Below are 21,784 nucleotides of genomic sequence, written 5' to 3'. Positions count from 1 at the left end.
AGCCGCAATGCCGCTGTTTGCGACGGCTCAAGCAATTAGAAAAGAGGATGCTGCTTGAGTAAGCGCAATTGGTGTCATATGTATTTCATGAATACTGGCCATCTTCTCACCCGGTTATGCAAAGGAGAAAACGATGGGTACATCAAAATCATGGCTGCCCTGCGTCGCCAGTCTACTGTTACTGACGGCATGCGCGACGGATGGCGCCAGCGTACGTATCGAAAAACCACCAGTCGCAACGCTGGAGCGCTCGCTGGCGGAGGCCGACGCAGCCTTGGCCACAGGGCAGGCCGACAAGGCACATGGCATCCTGAAAAGCGCGGCCGCAAACCACCCGTCGGACAAGGCGCCGTGGCTGCAAATGGCACAGATCAAATTTGATCGTGCCAGCTATGGCGAAGCAATCGTCAATGCGCAGGAAGCGTTGCAGCGCGATCCCGGCGACAGGCTGGGTAACAGCATCATCGCCGTTAGCGGCTTGCGTCTGTCGACCAAAGCGCTGGCGGACCTGAGCCAGCAAAACAATCTGAACGGCTCGCTGCGCTCCGAAGCGCAGGACCTGGCCAGGCTGCTGCGCACCAGTCTGGGTGAGGACGTGCTGGTGCCCGCCACGAACACCGCCGCGCGCAAGCAGGTCACGCCCGCGCCAGCCAGGAAGGGCGCTGCGGTAAAGAACAACAACCAAACCAATGATCCCTTTGGCGGATTGAAATAAGGAGCTTCCATGGCTAACGGCGACAGTGTTCAAAAACGCTTGACCAAGGTGCGTCCGGCACGCGTGCAAATGACGTATGACGTGGAGATCGGCGACGCAATGGAAAACAAGGAGCTTCCCTTTGTCGTCGGCGTTGTCGGCGATTTTGGCGGTAACTCGGATGTCGAGAAGAGACGCCTGAAGGAACGCAAGTTCGTCAGCATCGATAGCGGCAACTTCGATGAGGTGCTGGAAGGCGTGGCGCCGGTGGCACGTTTTCAGGTGCAGAATCAGCTGAAAGACGACGATAGCAGCTTCAATGTCGAACTGCGGTTCAAGTCGATGGCCGATTTTCGGCCGGAGTCGGTGGTGAAGCAGGTGGAGCCACTGGCCAAGCTGCTGGAAGCGCGCGGCAAGCTTGCCGATCTGCGCAACAAGCTGGCCGGGAACGACAAGCTGGAAGATATCCTGAGCGAGGTATTGCAGAGTACCGACAAGCTGGCCAGCCTCACATCGGCCAAAGGAGACTGATATGTCGGCACAGATCAATCAGTCCGCACCGGTGGTGACGGTGCTGGAAGGCGAGAGTCTGCTGGACCAGATCGTTGAGCAAAGCAAGGTCGCCAAGTCCACCGTGGAGCATGATCGCGCCAAGGACATCATCACCGAACTAGTGAGACAGGTGCTGGCGGGAACGGTGACCGTGTCGAATAATTTGTCCGCGATGCTGGACGTCCGCGTGGCGGAACTCGACCGGCTGATTTCTTCGCAATTGAGCGCCATCATGCACGCGCCGGCCTTCCAGAAACTGGAACAAAGCTGGACCGGCTTGCACTACCTGGTGAAGAATTCCGCTACCGGAAGCGGCCTGAAAATCCGTATGCTCAACGCCACCAAGCGGGAACTGGTGAAAGACTTCCAGTCTGCGCTGGAATTCGATCAGAGCACAATGTTCAAGAAAGTCTACGAGGAAGAATTCGGAACCTTCGGTGGCGCGCCTTACGCCGCGCTGATCGGAGATTTTGAAATCTCACGCCAGCCGGAAGATATGTACTTCATTGAGCAGATGTCGCATGTGGCTGCGGCATCGCATGCGCCTTTCATCGCCGCCGCGTCGCCCGAGCTGTTCGGACTGGAAACGCATGGGGACCTGGCTAAACCACGCGACCTCTCCAAGATCTTCGATACGGTGGAATACGCCAAGTGGAAGGCTTTTCGCGAATCCGAGGACGCGCGCTACGTCGGGCTGACGTTGCCGCGCTTCCTGGGCCGGCTGCCTTTCAATCCGGTGGACGGTACCACGGTGGAAGGCTTCAATTTTGTCGAGGAAGTGGACGGCAGCGATCATCAGAAATATTTGTGGTGCAATGCTGCCTACGCCTTCGGCGCCAAGCTGACGAAAGCCTTCGATGATTTCGGCTGGTGCGCAGCGATACGCGGCGTGGAAGGCGGCGGTCTGGTGGACGACCTGCCGACCCACACCTTTAAAACCGGCGAAGGCGAGATCGCGCTCAAATGCCCAACCGAAGTGGCGATCACCGACCGCCGCGAGAAAGAACTCAGCGATCTTGGCTTCATTTCGCTGGTTCACTGCAAGAATACGGCCTATGCCGTATTCTTCGGCGCGCAGTCGGCGCAGAAGGCCAAGAAATACACCAGTGACGCGGCCAACGCGAATGCCGTGTTGTCGTCGCAGCTGCAATACATCTTTGCGGTGTCGCGCATCGCCCACTACATGAAGGCCATGATGCGCGACAAAGTCGGCAGCTTTGCCGCCGCATCGAATGTCGAAGACTTCCTGAATCGCTGGCTGATGAAATACGTGCTGCTGGACGATAACGCCAGCCAGGAACAGAAAGCCCAGTTCCCGCTGCGCGAAGCGTCGGTGCAGGTCCATGAGGTGGCCGGACGGCCGGGCGTATTCCGTGCAGTGTCCTTCCTGCGGCCGCACTTTCAGCTGGATGAGCTGTCCGTTTCACTCCGTCTGGTCGCGGAGCTGCCGCAATCGACCAACTACTAACACCAACCCAACCAGAGGAGCATCCAATGGCAATCGACGTTTATCTGTACATTGATGGCATCAAGGGCGAATCCAATGATGACCGCCACAAGGACTGGATCGAATGCAAATCGGTCAGCTTCGGCGTGGAGCAGCCGAGGTCCGCCACGGCGTCTACCGGCGGCGGCCACACGGCCGAACGCTGCGAGCACCGTGATATCGTCATTTCCAAACTGGCCGACATTTCCTCGCCGATCCTGCTGCAAAACTGCGCCGCCGGCCGTACTATCCCCAAGGCCAAGTTCGAATTCATGCGCGCGGACGCGCAGGGCGAGCGGGTGAAGTACTACGAAATCGAAATCGAGAATGTGCTGATCGGCGCCGTATCGCCAGCCGTTGATGAAGGCGATATCCTGACCGAGGACGTGGCCTTCAAATTCTCCAGGATCAAGTGGAAGTACACGCAGCAGAAAATCAGTGGCGGTGCCGGTGGCAATACCTCCGGCGGCTGGGACCTCTCCGCCAACCGGATCGTCTGATGGTCCTCCTGCCAGGCCGTTCGGCCTGGCTTTCTTTCGAAAGCACGCGATGAAAGGCTTTACTCCCGGCCTGCTGGACCGTCTGCTGGGCGAGCACGATCGCCCGATGTCGCTGGAACAGTACAAGGACAGCGTGGCGCGGGACCTTGAAGACCTGCTCAACACCCGCTGCGCATTAAGTGAAGAGCTGATGCGCGCCTACCCTGAGTGTACACGCTCCATCGCCAATTACGGATTGATGGACTTCGCTGGTCTTTGCCTGAGCAGTGCTGAGGACCGCAACCGCGTCTGCGCGGCATTGAAAGCAGCAATTGAACGTCACGAGCCACGCTTGCGCAATGTGCAGGCGCGGCTGGAGCGCGATGCTGGCGCCATTAACCACATCAGCTTCTCCATCTACGGCACGCTGGCAGGACTGCCTTTTACCGAAGCCGTCAGCTTTGACGCGGTGCTGCAACCGTCATCGCTGCATTATTCGATCAACCGCGGCGCCCGGAGGCTGTCATGAACCTGAAAACGCTGATCGGAAAACTGAATGACACGACCCGCCTGGCCACCACACGCGCTGCCAGCATCTGCGTGGCGCTGGGCCAGCACGAGGTGGAAGTGGAGCATCTGTTTTTGGCCTTGCTGGAACAGGAACGGTGCGATGTCGCGCTGATTGCGCGCAGCTATGGTGTGAACCTGGACATGCTGGAGGCGGACCTGCACCAGGAAATCGGCCAATTCAAAACCGGCAGCACGCGCACGCCGGTTTTCGCGCGCCATGTGCCGCTGCTACTGGAGCAGGCGTGGCTGATTGCCTCATTAGACGCGATGCCCGGCTTGATCCGCAGCGGCCACTTGTTGGTCGCCTTGCTTACCGAGCCGGAACTTGAGCAACTGGCGTTGCGCGCCTCGCCACAGTTCGCAAAAATCCCCATCGACGAGGTGAAGCATCAACTGGAAAAGCGCACGCAAGGTTCGCAAGAACAAATCACCAATGCCACCAAGGCCGGCACGCCGGCGCTGGATCTGTACACCACCAGCCTGACGCGGCAGGCGCGTGAAGGCAAGCTCGATCCGGTGATTGGCCGCGAGGCGGAGATCCGCCAGGTGATCGATATTCTGCTGCGCCGCCGTCAGAACAATCCCATGCTGACTGGCGAGGCGGGCGTCGGTAAGACTGCCGTGGTGGAAGGGCTGGCTTTGCGCATAGCCGCCGGCGACCTGCCAGCCACACTGAAAAACGTGGAGATACGCACGCTGGACATGGCCTTGCTACAAGCGGGAGCAAGCGTCAAAGGCGAGTTTGAGGAGCGCCTGAAAAATGTCATCAACGAAGTGAAGCAAAGCCTTGATCCCATCATTCTGTTCATCGACGAAGCGCACACCATCATCGGTGCCGGCGGTCCGGCAGGGCAGGGCGACGCAGCCAACTTGCTCAAGCCGGCATTGGCGCGCGGCGAACTGCGCACCATCGCCGCGACTACCTGGAGCGAATATAAACAATACTTTGAAAAAGATGCGGCACTGGCGCGGCGTTTCCAGGTCGTCAAGGTGGAAGAACCCAGTGAAGATATCGCCGCCGCCATGCTGCGCGCAATGGCGCCGTTGATGGAGCGACACTTCGGCGTACGTATCCGCGACGAGGCGGTGACCGAAGCGGTGCGCCTGTCGCATCGCTACATCAGCGGACGCCAATTGCCGGACAAGGCGGTCAGCGTGCTCGATACCGCTTGCGCGCGCGTGGCGCTGGCGCAAAGCGGCACGCCGGCGCTGCTCGAGGACACCGCCATGCAAATGGCGCGCATCACTGCGGAAATCGTGGCATTGCAGCGCGAGGAGGGCGGTGCCGCGCTGCATCAGCGCTTGCAGCATTTGCAGGCCAGCCATGCGGTATTTGAGGAGGAGCATGCGCTGCACGCCAGACGCTGGCAGCGGGAACAGGCGATTGTCGCCGCTATCAAGCGTCAGCCAGAAAGGGAATCGGAAGTCCAGGCGTTAAAGGAGGAATTGACCACACTGCAAGGGGAGACGCCGATGGTGCCGCTGGAGGTGGATGGCGCCATCGTCGCAGCCATCGTCTCCGGCTGGACCGGCATCCCGCTGGGCAGGATGGTCAAGGATGCAATCCGTACTGTGCTCTCGCTGCCGGATCTGCTGCAAGCCCGCATTCTGGGGCAGACACATGCAATCGCCGCCGTTACGCAGCGCGTGCGTACCGCGCGTGCCAATCTGGATGATCCCAACAAGCCGAAAGGCGTGTTTCTGTTCGTCGGTCCTTCGGGCGTGGGCAAGACTGAAACCGCGCTGGTATTGGCGGACTTGCTGTACGGTGGCGAGCATAAACTCATCACCATCAATATGAGCGAATACCAGGAGGCGCATAGCGTCTCAGGTCTTAAAGGCTCGCCGCCTGGCTATGTCGGATATGGCAGGGGGGGCGTCCTGACTGAAGCCGTGCGTCGCCAGCCTTACAGCGTGGTGCTGCTGGATGAAATCGAAAAAGCGCATCCGGACGTGCTGGAATTGTTCTACCAGATCTTCGACAAGGGCGTGATGGATGACGCCGAGGGATGCGAGATCGACTTCCGCAACACCATCATTATCGCGACCGCCAATGCAGGTTCCGCGACCATCATGCAGGCATGTCTTAACAAGGAAGCGCCGCCGGATCCGGAAGAACTGGAACTACTGCTTCGCCCCCAGATGGTCAAGCACTTCAAGCCCGCCTTTCTCGGCCGCGTAAAGGTGGTGCCGTATTACCCGATACCGGATGCGCTGCTGAAGCAGATCATCGGCCTCAAACTGGCGCGCATTGGACAGCGTATTCGCGAGCAGTACCATGCGGAGTTCAGCTATGACGCCGCACTGCTGGACGCGGTGCTGGCGCGCTGCACCGAAGTTGACTCCGGCGCGCGCAATGTCGATCACATCCTGAACGGCACACTGTTGCCGGAAATTGCCCAGACGGTGCTGGAGAAGATGGCGCAGGAACAGGGGATTGCGTGCATCAAAGTGAGCGTTAATAGCAAGGGCCGGTTCAAGTACATCGTCAAATAGGAGGCGTCCATGTTCAACGTAGCGCAACTGCTGCGCCCCATCAGCGATGCACAGCGCTGCGGCGAAGACCTGACGTTCAGCAGCGAAGTGGACCTGATCGCCCAGGCGCGGCAGCATGACGACCCCACGCTTGACCAGGGCGAATGGACAAGCACGTTGAAGGAGGCTGATTGGCCGTTGGTCGCCACTCGCTGTGCGGACTTGATCACCACGCGCAGCAAGGATCTACGGCTGGCCGTGTGGCTGACCGAGGCCTTGGCCAAGACGCAAGGCCTGCGTGGCCTCGGCGATGGCTACGCCGTGCTAACCGGATTATGTGAGTTGTATTGGACAGATTTGTATCCGTTAGTCGATAACGGCGACTGCGATCAGCGCATCGGCAATCTGTTCTGGCTACTGGCGCGCACGCCGTTTCTGGTGCAGGAATGCGCTGCCCAAACAGCAGCATTGGCCGATGCCGAGTACTGCTTCTCCACGCTGACTGCGCTGGAACGCGTGGTAGATACGCAACTGGGCGCGGACGGTCCGGGCTTCAGTAACGCACGCGACGTGCTGCAGGCCGTGCTCAGGAATCTGGCGCCGTATGGGAGTTCCGTGATGCTTGCAGAAAGCGAGCCATCCACTGTTGGTAACGTTGCCAATGCCGCCACGAGTGGCTTGCAGAATCGCACGCAAGCCCTTCATCAGCTGCGCATGGTTGCTGAATATTTCCATCGCACCGAGCCGCATAGTCCGGTTGCCTACCTGGCCGAACGCGCGGCGAGCTGGGGCGAAATGCCTTTGCATGTCTGGTTGCGCGCCGTGATCAAGGACCCTGCCTCCATCGCTATGATGGAAGAGCTGCTCGGGAACCCATCCGTAGGCGAATAATGCTGCACTGCAATGCTGAAAGTTTCTTTTATGCTACATAAACTAAAGAAATTAGTGCTAGGATGAACTGGACAATCCAGACTTTTAGGTAGGGAGTTAGCTATGAACAATCTTAAGATCGGTACGCGTCTCGGCTTTGGCTTTTCGCTTATCTTGTTACTGTTGGTTGCGATGACTGCCATCGGCATTCTGCGTTTGAGCAGTGCCAGCAGCAAGACTGACGAGATGATTAACGTGAAGGTGCGCGATGAGCGCCTGACCGCCGAATGGGGCAAGATCATTGAAGTTAACGCCGCGCGCACTACCGGCGCTTTCATGGTGGCCAATCCGGCTGACCAGAAAAAACTGGAAGCGCTGATGGCCGAATCCTCCGGCCGCGCAACCCAGATCCAGGACCAGATCGGCGCCAACCTGGATGAAGAAGAACTCAAGCCACTGTTCAAGAAAGTGCTGGATACCCGCAAGGCCTACACGGATTTTCGCAAGTCTGTCTTCGCCGCCAAGAACGCGGGCAATCTGGAAGCCGCCGGCAAAATTTATGAAGGCGAGATGACCCAGAGCCGCATCGCCTACCTGGGCGCGCTCAAAACCTTTGCCGACCGCCAGGCCGCCTTGCTGGACGCCGCCGCCGTCGAGATCCATGAACAATACCAGAGTGGCCGCACCTTGCTGATTATGCTGGGCCTCGCGGCAATTGTGCTGGGCGTGGTCGCCGCATGGTGGATCACTCGCACCATCACGCAGCCGATCAACGCGGCGGTGCGGGTGGCGGAAACCGTATCGTCGGGCGACCTGACCAGTGACATTCAAGTCAACAGCAACGACGAAACCGGCCAACTGATGAACGCACTGAAGACGATGAACAGTAATCTGGTGAGCATCGTCGGCCAGGTGCGCAACGGCACGGAGCTGATCGCCACAGCCTCGACGCAGATCGCCGCCGGCAATCAGGATCTGTCCTCGCGCACCGAGGAACAAGCCAGCTCGCTGGAAGAAACCGCATCGTCGATGGAAGAATTGACATCGACGGTGCGCTTCAATGCGGAGAACGCGCGCCAGGCCAATGAACTGGCGATTAGCGCATCGGAGATCGCCAGCCGTGGCGGTTCGGTGGTGGGCGAGGTGGTCAACACCATGGGCTCGATCAACGATTCGTCGCGCAAGATTGTAGATATTATTTCGGTCATCGACGGCATCGCCTTCCAGACCAATATCCTGGCGCTGAACGCAGCGGTAGAAGCTGCGCGGGCTGGTGAGCAGGGCCGCGGCTTCGCGGTGGTGGCGTCTGAGGTGCGCAATCTGGCGCAGCGTTCCGCGTCGGCCGCCAAGGACATCAAAGGCTTGATCGATGATTCGGTGCAGAAGGTGCAGATCGGTTCCGAGCTGGTGGACAAGGCTGGCCAGACGATGGAAGAAATCGTCCAGAGCATCAGCCGCGTCACGCAGATCATGACGCAGATCAGCAATGCCAGCGAAGAGCAAAGCCAGGGCATCGCGCAGGTCAATGACGCCATCACGCAGATGGATCAGGTGACGCAGCAGAATGCGGCGCTGGTCGAGGAGGCGGCGGCGGCGGCCGAGTCGATGCAGGAGCAGTCCGCCAAGCTGGCGGATGTGGTCAGCGTGTTCAAGCTGGACGCCTCATTTACATCGCCAGCCCTGCCGCGCGCGCCGGCCAGGCCAGCGCTGCCGCGCCGTCCGGTCGCAGTGGCCGCGCCCAAGCCGGCAACCGCTGCCGCGCCTGCCGCGCAGGAAAAGCGCAAGCCGGTCACCGCCAGCGAAGGCGACTGGGAAGAGTTTTAAGCCACTGTACAATGGCGGTCTATGAATACCGCCAGTACCTCGTCATCTGAAACGCGGCGCGCCCTCTGCGCCGCGTGTCTGCGCCCACGGCAGACCTGCATCTGCCACTGGGTGACAGCGCTATCCAATCAGGTGGAAGTCCTGATCCTTCAGCATCCCATGGAAGTCAGCAATGCCAAGGGCAGCGCGCGGCTGCTGCATTTGAGCCTGGCCAACAGCAGGCTGGAAGTCGGGGAGCGTTTCGATCCGGCGCGGTTGCAAGCGATGCTGTCGCCGGAGCGGCGCAATGTGCTGCTCTATCCTGATACCGAAGACGCCGCGCTAGGCCTGGCCAAGCCGGAGCCGTTTGATCCAGCATGGCTGCGAACGCCATTGCGGCTGGTGGTGTTGGACGGCACCTGGCGCAAGAGCCGCAAGATGCTGTATCTGAATCCGCTGCTGCAATCCTTGCCGCGCATGCCGCTGCGCGAAACGCCGCCGTCACACTATTTGATACGCAAGGCGCATCTGCCGGATCAACTGTCGACTCTGGAGGCTAGTGTGTATGCGCTAGCGCAGCTGGAAAATGACGCCACCCAATATAAGCCGCTGATCGATGCCTTTGATGGCTTTGTCGCGCAGCAGGCCAGCTACATCAAGCGATCAGCTTGAGGCCCGGCGGCAGCGCATCGCCCAGCATGCGTTTTTCGTCGGCCTGGTCGAGTTGGACCAGCTCGCGCACCATGGCGCTCCAGCTGGCCGGTGCACCAACGCCGGCCAGGCGGCGCAACACCTCGGCGCGCAGCGTTGCATTGATGTCGCGCGAGCGGTCGCCGGTCATGCGCGCCAGATGGGATGCGGCAAAGCCGGCTGGTTCAACCTTCTTCCAGTCCAGCGTCATCACTTCGGCCAGCCATGACTCCACGATGGTCGTCTCCACCACATCATGGGCGCTGCCGTGGAAAGGCTGGCGCGCACCTACGCGGCTGAGGCCCCACAGGAAGCGGCCTTGCGTGGCCTCGGCTTTTGACAGGTCGGCTGCACCGGTACGGGTTTTGTTGGCGGCGGCTTTGCCGGCTGACCTGGTGGCTTTTTGTAATTGGCCCAGCATCCATGCGCCGATTTCCGCCTTGTAGTTGCCGGGAATGCGCTCCAGCGAGGCGCCCAGCCGCAGCATGTCCTCTTCGCTGCCGTTGACCAGCGCGGCCGGACGGCGGCCGCGTTCCGCCGCATCGGCCTGAACGTTGAAGGCGAAATCGTCCAGCACGCGCAGCTGCGCTTCGACGCTGAGTCCACCGGACACGCGGCGCCACAAGGTCCACCATTCGGCGCAGACCTGGCTGTCCTTGTGGTTTTGCACGCCGGACTCGAACATTGTCCACAGCTGATCGATACGCCACGCGTCGAGCGTATGGCCAAAGCCCGGCCGCAAGCAGTAGCCGCTCAGGTTGAGCCATGCGCGCTCGTGTTCCGAGGAACGGCGGCGGCCTTTGGCGCGCTCCATCAGCGCGTCGAACAGGCGGCGCAGCAGTGGCGTAGTCCAGGCCTCGCGGCTGCCCAGCAGCTGTTCAAGCTGGGCGCGCAGTTGTTTGACTTCCTTGATATCGACCTGCTGCGCGCGGCTGCCGAAGATGCGGTCAATCTTGTCGATGGCTGCGCCCAAGCCGGCCGGCATCGGTGTTTCACCTGGAAGGGCAGCTTCCGGCACCGCATCGCCGCGCAACTGGAATTCCAGCAGCCAGCGTTGTTTGTCTTCGGTGGCGACGCAATGGACTTCCAGCGTGCCGACTTCGCTCAGCATCGCCGCCAGCTGGACTGGTATCTCCTTGCGCGCATCGGCGGCGCTGTGGTCGCGCAGCACGGTGGCGATAGGCGGCAGCTGGACGTATTCATCTGGCCGCAGTTCCACTACGTCGCCGGCTTGCGGCGCATCTGCGGTGGAGGAAGCCAGGTGAAAGCGGACCGGCCGTCCAAGGCGCAGCGCGAAGGTGCGATCGGCCAGCAGCAGCTCGCGATTTTCAGCAGCGCCGCGCGGCAGTATGCAGATGGCGCGACGCGGCTTGTCGGCCTGGCCGGCGTCGTCCAGCAGCAGGAAGTAGCTGCGCGCCGAGCCGCCGCCGATGACTGGTGCCTGGCCGGCCTGTCCCAGCGCATAAGCCACGCCGCCGCGCGCGACGGCGACATCCGGATTGTCGTTGTGCAGTACGCGCAATGGCTGCTGGCGCCAGCGCGCCAGCACGGCTTCCAGGCGACGCGCCAGTGCGTCCGCGCGGAATACGCCGCCGTTGAGCAGCAGCGTGTCGGGAATGGGAATCGTGTTGCTGTGCGCCGGCAGGCCGAGGGCCTCGCGCATGGCGCCGGCGTGCTGGCGCAGGAAGCCGGCGAGGTGGCGTGTGATGGCGGCGTCGCTGGCGTAGGGCAGGCCGAATTCGACAATCGCGCCCCGACCACGCTTGGCCGCTTCCTGTTGTTCGTTGAGCGGGAAGAAGCCGTCAACCACCAGCGCCGCGACTTCGGCGCGTGTCAACTCGGCGGAGCGCGAACCGCCGATCAGTTTTGAGCCGGCGCCCAGCAGCGTGACGGTGGTGCGCTCCGGCGCATCGGCCGCCAGCAGTTGTTCTTTCGCGGCGCGGCAGCGCTCAGCCAATTGCGACAGGCGGCTGGCAGACAGGCGCGCCTGCGGTTCACCGCCGGCCATGCGCGTTTCGGCCAGGTGCGCCAGCGCCAGGTCCATATTGTCGCCGCCGAGGATCAGGTGGTTGCCCACGCCGATGCGGCTGATCTGTGGCTTGCCGTCGGCCAGCGCCACTTGCATCAGGCTGAAGTCGGTGGTGCCGCCACCGACGTCGCACACCAGCACCATCCGTGTGTCGGCCAGATCTTCGGCAAGCGAAGCGCGTTGGCGGAACAGCCAGTCGTAGAAGGCCGCTTGCGGTTCCTCCAGCAGCCGCAAGGAAGGCAAGCCGGCCATGCGCGCCGCCTCCAGCGTCAAGGCGCGCGCGCCTTCGTCAAACGATGCGGGGATGGTCAGGACAATCTGCTGCGCGTGCAAGGGATGCTGGGGAAAACGTGCATCCCAGGCGCTGCGCAAATGCGCCAGATACGACGCGCTGGCCGCCACCGGCGACACCTTGGCCACATCGGCTTCGGCGCCCCATGGCAGGATGGGCGCCATGCGGTCCACCTGCGGGTGCGACAGCCAGCTCTTTGCACTGGCAACCAGCCGTCCGGGAACTTGCGCGCCGAGCTTGCGGGCCAGTTGGCCGATCACCGCCTGCGCCGCGTCCTGCTGCGGCCAGGGCAGCTGCACATCGCCCGGCGCCATTTCGCCGTCAGCTGGATGGTAGCGCAGCGATGGCAGCAGCGCCGCAGCACCAACCTCGCCGGGCGCCGTCAGCTGCTCGATATTGAACAGCTGAATCTGCGCGCTACCGGCTTTGGCAAAGGCCATCACCGTGTTGGTGGTGCCCAGGTCGATGCTGACGACGTATTGGCTCATGCGTGCTTAGTTAGCGGCTTAGTTAGCGGAACGAACGTCGAACTCCACTTTCCAGCGCTGGCCGTCATTGGCAACGGCGGCCAGTTCCAGCGTGCCGGACTCGGTCGCCATCGCGTGCAGGCGCACTTGCACCACATCGCCGGCCTGGCGGCCTTCCGGCGACAGGTTGGCCTGGATCTCGTTCATCTCGATTAGTTCATCCGGTCCCCAGAAATCGAGCAGGTCGCCGATCTGGTCCTGGCGGCGTACTGAGGAGCCGAAGAAGCGGAACTGCACCGGCTCGCCAACCACCAGGCCAAACTCCTGGTTCGGCAATTCGATCTCGCTGCCTTCCTCCATGCCGAACGGCGCCACGCACAGCGCCTGAATCGGCGGCTCCATGCCTGGAATGGCGGGCATCGCGGATTCAATCGCCACGTAGTAAGAACGCGCCGTGCCGCCGCGAATGCGCACGCCGCTGCCGCGACGCACGTAGCTGTAATAAGCCGCGCCACGTGCCACCGCCAGATCCAGGTCTGCGCCGCCCAGCATGCGCGCTGGTTCCGCGCCTTCCATGTACAGCCAGTCATTGATGGCGCCCATGACGCGTTGCGCCAGCAGCTCCGACTTGAACACGCCGCCGTTGAACAGCACTGCCGTTGGATGCAGGAAGGTCGCGTCAGCGCTTTGCTTGCCGGCGTAGCCTTCCAGCTCCGCCGTCGCGCCCAGCTGACGCGCCAGGAATGCGGCCAGGTGGCGGGTGATGCCGGCGTCCTGCGCATACGGCAGGCCAAGCTGCGTCAGGCCGGCGCGGGTGCGCACGGCGGGACGCGCCGATGCTTCCACTTTCGGGAAGAAGCCGTCGAGGATGAAGGTGCTGACTTCATCGCGCGTCAGCTCTGTGCGGATCGAGCCGCCGATCAGTTTGGAGCCACGGCTCGGCACCACGATAGGCCAGTTGGCCACGGTGGCGTCGGCCAGCAGTTTCTCTTTTGCGGCGCGGCAGCCGTAGGTCAGGGCGCGCATCTGCCAGGCGTCCAGCTGCGTGCCGTTGGCGGCCAGCTTGCGCGCAACCAGGTGCGCCAGCGCCAGATCCATATTGTCGCCGCCCAGCAGAATATGATCGCCGACAGCGATGCGGTGCGGTTCCAGCACGCCATCGCGTTCCAGCACGGCGATCAGCGAAAAGTCGCTGGTGCCGCCACCCACGTCCACCACCAGGATCACGTCGCCCGGCTTGACTTCCTTGCGCCAGCGGCCTTCGCTACCCTGAATCCAGCTATACAGCGCGGCCTGTGGTTCTTCCAGCAGCGTCAGATTGGTGTAGCCGGCGGCGCGCGCCGCTTCGGCGGTCAGTTCGCGCGCGCCCGGGTCGAAGGATGCGGGGATGGTCACCGTGACCGCCTGTTCGCCAAATGGCGCATCGGGATGCGCCTGCTCCCACGCCTTGCGCAGATGGCTCAGGTAGCGCGTCGACGCTTCCAGCGGCGAGACGCGGGTGACTTCTTCCGGCGCGTCGTGCGGCAGCAGGGCGGAGCGGCGGTCCACGCCGGGATGGCTCAACCAGCTCTTTGCGCTCGACACCAGGCGGATCGGCGTGGTGGCGCCACGGCTGCGCGCCATGTCGCCGGCGACGCTGTTTTGTTCTTCAGCGCTTTGCTGCCATGGCAGATTGTTCTCGCCTGGCGCCAGTTCGTCGGCGTGCGGCAGGTACAGGAAGGACGGCAGCAGCGGCAGTTCTTCGACGGCGCCCGGCGCGGTCAGCTGCGGAATGGCCAGCACACCGTGCTGGGTTTTCTCGCCATCGCTGGCTTGCAGGTTCACATATGACAGCGCGCTGTGCGTGGTGCCCAGGTCGATACCGATGGCGTAACGGGGATCGCTCACAGCTCCACCTCCGCCGGCGCGATGATGGCTGCGTCATGCGCTTCCGCCAGTTTCGGCAGGCGTACCTCGGCCGAACGCCAGCCGCGATGGCTCAGCGTGCCGCGGAACGGCGCCTTGCCGACCACGTTGCCGGTCAGGCGCACGGCGGCGGCGTCGAAGCCTTCCGGCAGTTCGATGCGGCTGCCTTCCGCTTCGCTGCGGACAGGCTGAATGGTGAAGTGCTCTTTCAGCACCTTGGCGCAACCTTCGTGTACCACGCGCGCGGCGGCGCCGATGTCGGCATCGGAGTAGGCGCTCAGGTTTTCCTGGGTGAAGTCGATCAGGCGTGCTTCGCGTTGGAGCAGCGACAGCAGTTGCAGCGCGGCGTCCGGCGTGGCGACGCGCAGCGTGACTGGCGCCGGGGCAGGCACGGGTGCAGGGGCCGGCGCTGGTGCTGGCGGCGCGACTGGCGCGGCGGCCGTTTGTGGCGCGTCATCGATGCGCGTCAGGCGGGCTGCGTATTCAGCGTCGGACAGGGCGCGGAAAAAGGCGCCGATCGCGATCGAAATCCGGCTGAAGAAAGACGGCAGAGGTTGGCTCGAATTATTCATGTCATGACTCACAGTAAGGTTGCCGAACGTCGCGCCGGGCGCGCGTTGGGGCGAAGCCCGGCATGATACCAGCTTGCCCCGGCACACCCAAAGGGCACAAGCGGATTTCGCTTGATATACCGGCCTGTCGCGCCTAGAATACTGTATATGTATACAGTATTTATTGTGCCGCCATGTCCCACGACGAAAACAAGCAGGAACACGTGATGTTGCCTCCGCCTTCGCTGAAGGCGCAGAAGGGGCGTGGCGCGGTGTCGAATATGCAAGGCCGTTACGAATTGAACGCCCGCGTAGCCTATGACGATGGCTGGGAACGCGAGGAAGAGGAGGTGAAGCCATGGAAAACCCAGGTTACCGACGAAATCTGCAAGTCCATTCTCAGCCGCAATGCATCGCCGGACTTGCCGTTCAGTGTCTCGCTCAATCCCTATCGTGGCTGCGAGCATGGCTGCATTTACTGTTTCGCGCGGCCCACGCACAGCTATCTGGGGCTGTCGCCGGGCATGGAGTTCGAGAGCAAGATTTTCGCCAAGGTCAACGCGCCGGAAGTGCTGCGGCGCGAGCTGGCCAAGCCTGGCTACGAGCCGCAATCGATCGCGTTGGGCGTCAATACCGACGCCTACCAGCCCTGCGAGCGCGAATACAAATTGACCCGCCGCATTCTGGAGGTACTGCAGGAATGCCAGCACCCGGTCGGGCTAATCACCAAGAACTCGCTGATCGAACGCGACATCGACATCCTGGCGCCGATGGCGGCCAGGCAGCAGGCGGGTGTTGCCATCACGCTGACCACGCTGGACCCGGCCATCGCCCGTACGCTGGAGCCACGCGCGGCTTCTCCCGCGCGCCGCCTGCGTACCATTCGTACGCTGACCGACGCCGGCATTCCGGTCGCGGTCAGCATTGCACCCATCATTCCCTTCATTACCGAGCCGGACATCGAGCGGATACTGGAAGCGGTCAAGCAGGCCGGCGCGGTCAGCGCGCACTACACGGTGTTGCGGCTGCCGTGGGAAGTGGCGCCCTTGTTCAAGGAATGGCTGCAAGCGCACTTTCCGGAACGCGCGCAGCGGGTAATGAACCGGGTGCGTGAAATGCGTGGCGGCAAAGACTATGACAGCAATTTCGACACCCGCATGAAAGGCGAGGGTGTGTGGGCGGAACTGATACGCCAGCGTTTCAAGATCGCTTCCGAGCGGCTGGGGCTGACGGGCCAGGGCAGCCGTTTTCACCGCATGGATGCGTCCCGGTTCACGCGGCCGCTGGTGGTGCCTCCGCTGGGCGCGCGCGCCAAAGCGGCTGCCGATGCGGGGCAGCTGGATTTATTCTGAGCGCAATGCCGCCAGGTGGCGCTCGATGTCGAAAACGTGCTGGTCATGGCGGCCCAGTTCGCGCAGCGCGCTTGCCAGATGGTTGAGGTAGTCGCTATTCGGGCCGCTGGGACCGGTGGAGCGGGCGATGTGTGCGGCGATTTCCTGTTCGCTGGCGGCGCCGAGGAAGGCCGTGTTGTCCGCCGTGGCGATATAGACCAGGCCTTCGGTCTGATCGCCATCCTCAAACGTCATCGACGTGGCCAGCCGCAGATAGCCGTTTTTTTCGCGGTGGTCGAGGTGGGCGAAGACTTCCGGCGTGATCAGGTAAGCCATGCCGTGGCAAATGGCGTCTGCTTCGGCGATCAGTGTGACCACGCGGCCCGGTGCTTCCGGCGTGCCGCGATGGTCGTGTGAGCCTTGCCAGAAGCGCCGCGTCCAGCCGCCAATGCTGGCCGGGCGGCGTTGCAGGTAGGGGAAGTCCGCCTTGTAGATCAAGGAGCCGTAGCCAAACAGCCAAACGCTGTGATGGCCGTCGAACTTGTCCATCAATTGATTGATGGCGATGGTGTCAGCAGTCATGCCTCATTATAAGACAGCGATAGCGCTACCATCAGGCGGCTCTTTGTAACTCCAGTGCTTGTTGCAAATCGGCCAGCTTGCGTACCACATGCAGATGACGAATGCCCATCGATTCGAAGGCGGCTTTCAACTGGGACTCGTGGTTGTGCATCAGCTTTTCCTGGCAGTCGCGGCCCATGACGTCGCAACCAGAGGTGATCAGCAGCAGATGCAGGTGCGCGCTGCCCTCGCTGGCTGTAACGGTTTGCAGTTCCAGCAGGCGGTCCATCCAGGCTTTCAACGTCGATGGAATCGAGAAGTTATGCATGGGGGCGCCGAGCACAACCACGTTGGCATCCTGAAATTCCTTGAGCAGGGAGGCGCTTTGCAGTGCTTCGGCGCGCAATTCTGCATTCATCGGGATATCGGCGTCCCAGCGTTGGCTAATGACTTGCAGCAGCGGACCGCTGGCGTGGGACAAAGGGGAGGCCGCGAGATCGCGGTACAGCACGGTCGCCTGATCATAATTGGTAGTCAGTGCCGCAATAGCCGCCGAAGTAATCTGGCGGGAAGTCGAATGATCGCCTAAAGCGCAGGAATCTATGTGCAAAATGTTCATCAATGAAGCATACACAAATGGAAACCGCTTCCACAATGGATTTGTGGCAATTAATTTTGTTCGTGTGAAATAAATTCCGGATTTTTGATATAGCTCACACCGTCGATGGCATATTCCATTCATGCGTGGCAATGAACTCATGTAGGAAAGCAACAAAACTCTCGGCGGCCGGCGACAGTGCGCGGGCGCCACGGGTGTAGACGAAGAAACGCCGCGTCAAGGCCGGCGCTTCCAATGGGCGCATCTTCAGGCCGTACAGCTGCACCATCTTCTCCGCATAGGGCAAGCAGACGGTAATGCCTTGTCGGGCGTGCACCATGGCAAGCGCGGTGGTCATGAAGGTGACCTCGTTGTGCGGGCTGAGGGAGAGTTCCCTAAAGGAAATATGTACATCGCGCAGTAGCCGTTCCGTGAACTGGCCTTGCAGGGAAATAAAAGGGTAACGGTTGACGTCGCTCCAGGTGATGCGCTTGCGCTGGTCCAGCGCATGGCCCGGTGGATAGACCACGACAAACGGCATTTCAAACAGCGGCTGGGCTTCGATTTCGGCAGTAGCGTCGCGCTCCGGGCCGATGCCGAAGTCGACCTCGCCGCTGAATACGCGTGCCGATACCTGCTCCAGCGGACAATCAGTCAGTCTGACCCGCACCTCCGGATGGCGTTCGCGATACGCGGCGATCACTTCCGGCACCATCGTGCAGGAGAGCATTTGCGGCGCGGCCAGCCGCACTGAGCCTTGCTTCAAGGCCTTGCGGCTGGCGATGTCGGCCATGGCGCGATCGAGATCGTGCAGCATCTTGTCGAACAGCGGCGTCAGCTCGCGTCCCAGCTCCGACAACTGCGTCTTGCGCGTGGTACGCTCGACCACACGCATGCCTAGCAGTTGCTCCAGTTCTTTGATCTGGCCGCTAAGCGCCGATTGCGTCACATTCAGGTGATCGGCGGCCAGCGTGAAGCTGCCGGTTTTGGCCAGCGCCACCAGGGCGCGCATTTGCCGCAGGCTGGGATTCATTGAGAATTCTGATAAATGGCGAGATAAATACGATTTGTATGATATCTGAAACTGTCATTTAATGCGGGCATGAAGATGGAGACTCCTATGAAAATCAAGCAAATACATCACGTTGCCTACCGCTGCAAAGACGCCAAAGAAACCGTCGAGTGGTACGTCAAGCACCTGAACATGGATTTCGTGCTGGCCATCGCCGAAAACGAAGTCCCATCGACCAAGGCGCCGGACCCGTACATGCACGTGTTCCTGGATGCCGGCAACGGCAATGTGCTGGCGTTTTTTGAATTGCCGACGCAGCCGGATATGGACCGCGACCGCAACACGCCGGCCTGGGTGCAGCACCTCGCGATGGAAGTCGCCAGCATGGACGAACTGCTGGCCGCCAAAGAGCGCCTGGTGGCCGCTGGCATCGATGTGATCGGCCCGGTCAATCACACCATCTTCAAGTCGATTTATTTCTTCGATCCGAACGGACATCGCCTCGAGCTGGCGTGCAACACCGGCACGCCGGAGATGATGCAGAAGCTGGACCAGGTCAAATGGGACATGCTGGAAGAATGGTCGCAAACCAAAAAAGCGCCCAAGCACGCAGCCTGGATGCACGGAGGTGAAGCTTGAAGCTCGCCACGCTGAAAGACGGCAGCCGCGATGGCCGCCTGGTGATCGTTAGCCGCGACCTGTCGCACTACCAGCATGTGCCAAAGATATCGGCCACCATGCAGCATGCGCTGGATAACTGGGAACTGGTGGCGCCGCGCCTGCAACAAGTCTACGCCACGCTGAACGCGGGCGAAGCGGTGGATGCCAAACCGTTCAATCAGCACGATTGCCACTCGCCGCTGCCGCGCGCCTACCAATGGGCGGACGGCTCGGCTTATATCAACCACGTTGAGCTGGTGCGCAAGGCGCGCAATGCCGAGGTGCCGGCGTCCTTCTATACCGATCCGCTGATGTATCAGGGCGGCTCGGACAGCTTTGCCGGTCCGCGCGATCCTATCTATGCGCTGTCGGAAGCGTGGGGCATCGACCTGGAGGCCGAGGTGGCGGTCATCACTGGTGACGTGCGCATGGGCGCCACGCCGGACGATGCGGCCAAGTCGATTCGCCTGCTCATGCTGGTCAATGACGTCTCGCTGCGCAATCTGATCCCGAACGAACTGGCGAAAGGTTTCGGCTTCTTCCAGTCCAAGCCGGCCAGCGCCTTCTCGCCGGTGGCGGTCACGCCCGACGAGCTGGGGGCGCACTGGGCAGACAACAAGCTGCGCCTGCCCTTGCTGGTCGATCTGAATCAGCAGCCGTTCGGCAAGCCGAATGCGGGCGAGGACATGACGTTCAACTTTGCCCAGTTGGTCGCGCACGCGGCGGCAACGCGCGAGCTGGCGGCGGGGACCATCATCGGTTCCGGCACCGTCTCCAACAAGCAGGGCAGCCTGCATGGTTCGAGCATCGCCAATGGCGGCGTGGGCTACTGCTGCCTGGCCGAAGTGAGGATGTATGAAACCATCGAAAGCGGCAAGCCGCAAACGCCTTTCCTCAAATTCGGCGATAGCGTGCGCATTGAAATGAAAGATGAGCGAGGCAGTATTTTCGGCGCCATCGAGCAGACCGTCACCCACTATCGGGAGCGGCGCTGATGAAGCTCTACACCTATTTCCGTAGCTCGGCGGCTTACCGCGTACGCATTGCGCTCAACCTTAAAGGCATCGCCTACGATGCCGTGCCTGTGCACTTGCTGCGCAACGGCGGCGAACAACTCAGCGACGCGTATCGCGCCATCAATCCTGCCGCGCTGCTGCCAGCACTGGAGGACGATGGCGAAGTTATCGGCCAGTCGTTGGCAATCATCGAATACCTGGAAGAGACGCAGCCGCAAGCGCCGTTGTTGCCCGCCGATCCGATGAGCCGCGCACGCGTACGCGCATTGGCGCTGACGGTTGCGGCGGACACGCACCCACTGGGCAATCTGCGCGTGCTGAAATATCTGACGGGCCAACTGGGGCTGACAGAAGAAGTCAAACTCGCCTGGCAACAGCACTGGCTACGCACCGGCCTGACCGCGCTGGAACAACTGCTGGCCAATGACCCGCGCACCGGCCGCTACAGCCATGGTGACACGCCAACGCTGGCCGATTGCTGCCTGATTCCGCAAGTGTTCGGTGCACAGCGCTTCGGCGTCGATATGTCGTCCTATCCGACCATCATGCGCATCCACGCCGCCTGCGCAGAGCTGCCAGCCTTCCAGCAAGCCCACCCATCGCAGCAGCCGGACGCCGAGTGATCAGCGCTGGCTTGGCTGGCGGATAGCCGCTTGCGCCATCTGCAGCGCGGTATCCAGCGCGGCGGATGGCGCCACCATGCGGTTGGGCTGGACGCCGCCGCCTTCCCAGTTGTAGCGGGTGATGACATTGCTGGCGCGGGTGATCGCGATAGAGGTTTGCAGCTGGCGCGAGATGCGCTGTTTGGCGCCGACGCGCGCGTCGCCCATCGTCGGTGCGCCAATCAGCACGGCGCGATTGACATATTGCTGCAAGTCGTAAGCGAAAGCTTCGGCCGCGCCGCTGGTGCGTTCGTTCACCAGCAGGTACAGCGGCTTGCGGCCGCCAAAGCGTTTGCCCGGCACGTCGGCCCAGGTCCAGTATTCCTGCGTCACCCTGCCGGCGCGGTCGATCTGGTCATGCAGGTGTATCTGTTTGTCGCGGAAGAACCAGCTGCGGCGGTCGACCAACAGGTAGCTGGATAGCAGCGCCGCCATCTCCTGGCTGTCGCCGCCAGCATCGCGCAGGTCGATGATCAGGGCGGGGCAGTCCGCCGCCTGATTCATGAAGCGGCTGGCCATGTCCAGCGCGCCACGGTCCAGCGGCGCAAAGCGGGTGATCTTCAGGTAGCCGATATTGTCGTCCATCAGTTCAAACTTGCGCATGCCGTAGTTGTCGGTGGCAGGTGACGGCGGTGGAGGGCGCTGGCGCTCGTCGCCCAGGTCATACGGCACAAACTCCAGATAGGTGTGGCGGTCCGGCGCGATTGCCGCCACGTCGCGGGTGACGCGGATGGCCAGCGCGCGCGCCGTCAGCTGGTCGTTGTACTCGCCACGCGCCAGGCGCTGACGCAAATCGTCCGCCGCCGCCTTGGCGCGCGGGCCGTCGACGTGCAATTCCGTCAGCCGGTGGGCAAACTCGTTGATGATGTGGGCGCGGGTCGGCGCATCCAGCGCTTCGTCCAGCACCGGCGGGCCGGATGTTTGCGCGCCGGCGCCCAGTGACAACATCAGCACGGCAGCGGCTATCCAAGGTGTGCGACCCATTTATTCCCCAAAATCAGACATTTATTCAAAAATTATATTAACACTTTCCCATCAGAAAATGCCGCTGGGGGCGCCGGCGCGTTACAATCTCACCTTT

Annotated in this window: 20 protein-coding genes; 13 read left to right on the top strand and 7 right to left on the bottom strand. The window is 61.9% G+C overall.

Annotated elements, in window-relative coordinates; genetic code table 11:
- Nucleotides 1–133: 133 nt before the first annotated feature.
- The 9 genes from KW842_RS07115 to KW842_RS07075 all read left to right on the top strand — a co-directional run bounded on the left by KW842_RS07115 (nt 134) and on the right by KW842_RS07075 (nt 9,601).
- Entirely contained in the window at nt 134–715 is a 582-nt protein-coding gene (locus KW842_RS07115; RefSeq protein WP_218303394.1) for a M48 family metallopeptidase, read from the top strand.
- Between the two features lie 9 nt (nt 716–724).
- Nucleotides 725–1,225, top strand: a complete 501-nt coding sequence (gene tssB / locus KW842_RS07110) for a type VI secretion system contractile sheath small subunit (protein WP_218303393.1) — start codon at nt 725–727, stop codon at nt 1,223–1,225.
- A 1-nt stretch (nt 1,226) separates the two neighbouring features.
- On the top strand, nt 1,227–2,714 hold the full coding sequence (tssC, locus tag KW842_RS07105; protein WP_218303392.1) for a type VI secretion system contractile sheath large subunit: 1,488 nt from the start codon (nt 1,227–1,229) through the stop codon (nt 2,712–2,714).
- Between the two features lie 26 nt (nt 2,715–2,740).
- Nucleotides 2,741–3,232 carry a type VI secretion system tube protein Hcp gene (locus KW842_RS07100; RefSeq protein ID WP_218303391.1) on the top strand — a complete coding sequence of 164 codons (492 nt, stop codon included), beginning with the start codon at nt 2,741–2,743 and terminating at the stop codon, nt 3,230–3,232.
- 49 nt (nt 3,233–3,281) lie between these two features.
- On the top strand, nt 3,282–3,740 hold the full coding sequence (gene tssE, locus KW842_RS07095; protein WP_218303390.1) for a type VI secretion system baseplate subunit TssE: 459 nt from the start codon (nt 3,282–3,284) through the stop codon (nt 3,738–3,740).
- Nucleotides 3,737–6,277, top strand: coding sequence for a type VI secretion system ATPase TssH (gene tssH / locus KW842_RS07090; RefSeq protein WP_218303389.1), 2,541 nt, complete (start codon nt 3,737–3,739; stop codon nt 6,275–6,277). The genes tssE and tssH overlap by 4 nt, the downstream gene beginning before the upstream one ends.
- A gap of 9 nt (nt 6,278–6,286) precedes the next feature.
- Nucleotides 6,287–7,147, top strand: coding sequence for a type VI secretion system protein TssA (gene tssA, locus KW842_RS07085; RefSeq protein WP_218303388.1), 861 nt, complete (start codon nt 6,287–6,289; stop codon nt 7,145–7,147).
- A gap of 102 nt (nt 7,148–7,249) precedes the next feature.
- Nucleotides 7,250–8,950 (top strand): methyl-accepting chemotaxis protein, encoded by a 1,701-nt coding sequence (locus tag KW842_RS07080; RefSeq protein ID WP_218303387.1) that lies wholly within the window; start codon nt 7,250–7,252, stop codon nt 8,948–8,950.
- Between the two features lie 21 nt (nt 8,951–8,971).
- Complete coding sequence (locus KW842_RS07075) at nt 8,972–9,601, top strand: tRNA-uridine aminocarboxypropyltransferase (RefSeq protein WP_218303386.1); 630 nt, start codon at nt 8,972–8,974, stop codon at nt 9,599–9,601.
- On the opposite strand, the gene KW842_RS07070 is transcribed toward KW842_RS07075, so the two are convergent.
- From KW842_RS07070 to KW842_RS07060, 3 genes are read right to left on the bottom strand one after another with little or no spacing between them, the layout of a single operon-like run.
- On the bottom strand, nt 9,585–12,428 hold the full coding sequence (locus KW842_RS07070; protein ID WP_218303385.1) for an Hsp70 family protein: 2,844 nt from the start codon (nt 12,426–12,428) through the stop codon (nt 9,585–9,587). The genes KW842_RS07075 and KW842_RS07070 overlap by 17 nt on opposite strands.
- 18 nt (nt 12,429–12,446) lie before the next feature.
- Nucleotides 12,447–14,294: an Hsp70 family protein gene (locus tag KW842_RS07065; protein WP_218303384.1), complete on the bottom strand. Its 1,848-nt coding sequence runs from the start codon at nt 14,292–14,294 to the stop codon at nt 12,447–12,449.
- Nucleotides 14,291–14,884: a DUF2760 domain-containing protein gene (locus KW842_RS07060; RefSeq protein ID WP_218303383.1), complete on the bottom strand. Its 594-nt coding sequence runs from the start codon at nt 14,882–14,884 to the stop codon at nt 14,291–14,293. Before KW842_RS07060 ends, KW842_RS07065 begins: the two co-directional genes overlap by 4 nt.
- A 173-nt stretch (nt 14,885–15,057) precedes the next feature.
- Here KW842_RS07060 and KW842_RS07055 point away from each other — a divergent pair, with 173 nt between their 5' ends.
- Nucleotides 15,058–16,215 carry a PA0069 family radical SAM protein gene (locus KW842_RS07055; protein WP_218303382.1) on the top strand — a complete coding sequence of 386 codons (1,158 nt, stop codon included), beginning with the start codon at nt 15,058–15,060 and terminating at the stop codon, nt 16,213–16,215.
- Here KW842_RS07055 and KW842_RS07050 read toward each other — a convergent pair.
- From KW842_RS07050 to KW842_RS07040, 3 genes are all read right to left on the bottom strand, one after another.
- Complete coding sequence (locus KW842_RS07050) at nt 16,207–16,776, bottom strand: gamma-glutamylcyclotransferase (RefSeq protein ID WP_218303381.1); 570 nt, start codon at nt 16,774–16,776, stop codon at nt 16,207–16,209. The two genes, KW842_RS07055 and KW842_RS07050, sit on opposite strands and share 9 nt — an antisense overlap.
- Nucleotides 16,777–16,807: 31 nt before the next feature.
- Nucleotides 16,808–17,374 (bottom strand): NAD(P)H-dependent oxidoreductase, encoded by a 567-nt coding sequence (locus KW842_RS07045; protein WP_229223578.1) that lies wholly within the window; start codon nt 17,372–17,374, stop codon nt 16,808–16,810.
- A gap of 94 nt (nt 17,375–17,468) precedes the next feature.
- On the bottom strand, nt 17,469–18,386 hold the full coding sequence (locus tag KW842_RS07040; protein WP_218303379.1) for a LysR family transcriptional regulator: 918 nt from the start codon (nt 18,384–18,386) through the stop codon (nt 17,469–17,471).
- Nucleotides 18,387–18,473: 87 nt separating this feature from the next.
- Between KW842_RS07040 and KW842_RS07035 the strand changes: the two genes are divergently transcribed.
- From KW842_RS07035 to maiA, 3 genes are read left to right on the top strand one after another with little or no spacing between them, the layout of a single operon-like run.
- Nucleotides 18,474–19,004, top strand: coding sequence for a VOC family protein (locus tag KW842_RS07035; RefSeq protein WP_218303378.1), 531 nt, complete (start codon nt 18,474–18,476; stop codon nt 19,002–19,004).
- Nucleotides 19,001–20,020: a fumarylacetoacetate hydrolase family protein gene (locus KW842_RS07030; protein ID WP_218303377.1), complete on the top strand. Its 1,020-nt coding sequence runs from the start codon at nt 19,001–19,003 to the stop codon at nt 20,018–20,020. Before KW842_RS07035 ends, KW842_RS07030 begins: the two co-directional genes overlap by 4 nt.
- Nucleotides 20,020–20,664, top strand: coding sequence for a maleylacetoacetate isomerase (maiA, locus tag KW842_RS07025; RefSeq protein ID WP_218303376.1), 645 nt, complete (start codon nt 20,020–20,022; stop codon nt 20,662–20,664). The genes KW842_RS07030 and maiA overlap by 1 nt, the downstream gene beginning before the upstream one ends.
- Here the strand turns inward: maiA and KW842_RS07020 are convergent, their stop codons facing one another.
- Nucleotides 20,665–21,687, bottom strand: coding sequence for a S41 family peptidase (locus tag KW842_RS07020; protein WP_218303375.1), 1,023 nt, complete (start codon nt 21,685–21,687; stop codon nt 20,665–20,667).
- Between the last annotated feature and the right edge of the window lie 97 nt (nt 21,688–21,784).

The sequence above is a fragment of the Duganella sp. sic0402 genome, assembly GCF_019219065.1.
In the GTDB taxonomy this organism is placed as follows: Bacteria; Pseudomonadota; Gammaproteobacteria; order Burkholderiales; family Burkholderiaceae_D; genus Rugamonas.
The sequence above is the reverse complement of the archived record's forward strand: the minus strand, read 5'-3'. Positions and strand labels throughout refer to the sequence as shown.